Genomic DNA, 1,619 nt, shown 5'->3' on the forward strand with positions numbered 1-1,619 from the left:
AAAAGCGGACACTTACCTCCTTCTCGGTGACAAAGACTTATTATTCCCATATCAAAAATCCATTGAAAATGCCAAAAAACACATCAAACCGCTGAAAGACATCAAGACCTTTCAAAATGTAGGGCATGGCATAGAAACCTATCCCATGGCCATGCAGTATATCGGGGAAAGAATTAAGGAGATATCTTAGACCAAAGCTGTCTGCTGATTTTTTAAAAAAAACAAACAATTCAGCTCTCATCCATCATTTCTCAAACTCCACCTCATATAGTGACATATACTTTCCTAAATCTGAAAATTTGAAAAATAATCGTGCTTTTTTCCCCAATCTTAAACTTGTATACTTATTTTCAATATCTCCCGCTGTACTCAAGGGTTGTAAAGAGGGGTACCACAGAACACGTCCTGGCTTTTCAACCAATAGTTGGGGTTTGGTCCAAGCTTGGGAATTTGTACCTTCTCCAAAATCTCTATTTGGATTGAAAGAAATATACAACTTATCCCCAATCCAGGATTGCCCATCCACTCTTCCCATGAGCATGACCCAACATTCCAAATAATCGTTCCAACTGACGGAGGGTCCCCAATGGAACCCTCCTCCAGGAGAGGAAGCTGGACCTCCTCCTTCTGTAACAGGAATCTGCAAGGATGACACAGGCTTTCCAACACCATTCCAAGCTGCATTGAACCCTATCCCATCCCATCGTTTGGCCTTGCCTTGAGGATCATCTAAATCATCTAAACTAATCCGTGCAATGCTTATACATTGACCGCTTGCCTCAACCAAAGGGTCATAATTTTGGGCTTCATATACTCCCTGATAGCCATATTCCCCATAAAACAAATACAGGTATTCACCAACTGCCACTGCGGAAGGGTCACCTACACCACCAGCAAATGTTTTGGAAATATTGTGGGGTTTTAAAATCATCCTCGGTTGTTTATCCTCCAAAAACAGACCTTTGTTTTCCCAAGACCAGCCCCCATCTGTGGATTTCATTACCCCGATGCGGCATACCGCGGCAGGAGTAATCCGTTCTGTCAATCCCAATGGCCAATCTTTGTCAATATAACCTTCCCCGGTTTCCGGATTGAAAGGCAAGGTTTCCGGATAATTTTCATTGTGATATATGGCATACAAAGTTTTGCCACTCGAGTCTCTTTGGTCCTGGTACACCGTCTCAAACCAAACTGCTCCATGAAGCCCGGGCTGGCCTAGAGGTGCATTTTTCGGTAGTTTAGGAGCGATGTATGCAGATGCAGGGGAAGAAAAAACCTCATCAGCATTGAAACCGGAGGCAAATTTCAAATCTTCAGCAAAACCCCACACCGGGTCCTCTCCATATTTTCCTGGAAAAATCCGTAAGGTATCCCCAATCCATACTTCGGCCATATTGCAGTCAACGAAATTATTGAAATGAAAGGTATCTGTTTCGATAAGACGGAATTTTGGAACTTCAAATGTTTCCATTGAAAGCAATTCGGAATTGTGATTTTTGGTCTGGCAAGCGCCAAAAGCAAAAAGGAGAAGTAAATTCAGGATAAGCCATTTTGGGTTCATAGAATTTTATTATGTATACCTTTTAAATATAAAAAAGTAAAGGCACAATAGAAATACC

General features: G+C 41.8%; 1 protein-coding gene and 1 pseudogene. One reads left to right on the top strand and one right to left on the bottom strand.

What is annotated here, in order from left to right; genetic code table 11:
- Positions 1 to 190 (top strand): annotated as a pseudogene (locus tag ACEW8O_RS25770) (alpha/beta hydrolase); the annotation flags it as partial.
- 54 nt (positions 191 to 244) lie between these two features.
- Here the strand turns inward: ACEW8O_RS25770 and ACEW8O_RS25775 are convergent.
- A complete protein-coding gene (locus ACEW8O_RS25775; protein WP_373497503.1) occupies positions 245 to 1,561 on the bottom strand; it encodes a hypothetical protein in 1,317 nt (438 codons plus the stop codon).
- Between the last annotated feature and the right edge of the window lie 58 nt (positions 1,562 to 1,619).

The organism is Aquiflexum sp. (genome assembly GCF_041749095.1).
GTDB lineage: Bacteria > Bacteroidota > Bacteroidia > Cytophagales > Cyclobacteriaceae > Aquiflexum.